The sequence below is a fragment of the Comamonas sp. Tr-654 genome, assembly GCF_011752915.1.
In the GTDB taxonomy this organism is placed as follows: Bacteria; Pseudomonadota; Gammaproteobacteria; order Burkholderiales; family Burkholderiaceae_C; genus Comamonas.
Window position 1 is genome coordinate 1 of the sequence record NZ_VWWQ01000015.1, and the last position, 960, is coordinate 960.

Annotated in this window: 1 protein-coding gene; it reads right to left on the reverse strand. The window is 62.2% G+C overall.

Features of this window, described 5'->3' with window-relative positions; all coding sequences use genetic code 11:
* Window positions 1-960 (reverse strand): methyl-accepting chemotaxis protein (locus tag F3J24_RS24750; protein WP_167011549.1); only part of this gene is annotated, 960 nt, incomplete at both ends.

Genomic DNA, 960 nt, shown 5'->3' on the forward strand with positions numbered 1-960 from the left:
ACAGCCACCGCCTGCACCAAGGACTGCGCCTGATGGTTCAGACTGCTGGCAGCCGCGGCCATTTCCTCCACCAGCGCTGCATTTTGCTGCGTGGTCTGGTCCATCTGCGTCACGGCTTCACCGATCTGAGACACACCCGAGCTCTGCTCGTGGCTGGCCGCACTGATCTCGCCCATGATGTCGGTCACGCGGCGAATCGCCACAACCACCTCGGTCATGGTGCTACCTGCCTTGTCCACCAGGTGCGTACCGTGCTCCACATGTTCCACGCTGGTCGTGATCAGAGCTTTTATTTCTTTCGCCGCTTCGGCTGAGCGCCCCGCCAGGGCCCGGACCTCACTGGCCACTACGGCAAAGCCACGGCCTTGCTCGCCTGCTCGGGCAGCCTCTACTGCCGCGTTCAAGGCCAGGATATTGGTCTGGAAGGCAATCCCGTCGATGACACCGATGATGTCTGCAATCCTGTGGCTGCTTTCATCGATGCTCTTCATGGTTTCAACCACCTCGGTGACTGCCTCGCCGCCTTGGGCCGCCACACTCGATGCGCTCACGGCCATCTGGTTGGCCTGGCGCGCATTGTCTGCGTTCTGTTTGACGGTCGAGCTCAATTGCTCCATGGACGCAGCCGTTTCCTCCAGCGCACTGGCCTGCTCTTCGGTACGAGCTGACAGATCATGATTGCCGGCAGCGATCTGGGCACTTGCCGATGCGACGCCCTGGGCATTGGTGCGCACGACGGTCACCGTCTTGACCAGGCTTTGCTGCATGCGCCTGAGCGCGCCCAGCAATTGCCCCATCTCGTCCCTGGAGTTCACAGCGATGTCGCCGCTCAGATCACCTGCAGCCACGCGATCAGCCACAGCCACGGCTTGCGCCAGCGGGCGTGTGATGGAACGGATGATGGAAATGGCCAGAAACAAGGCCAGGGCAACGGCTACGGCTGCGGCCAGCACAACGTCC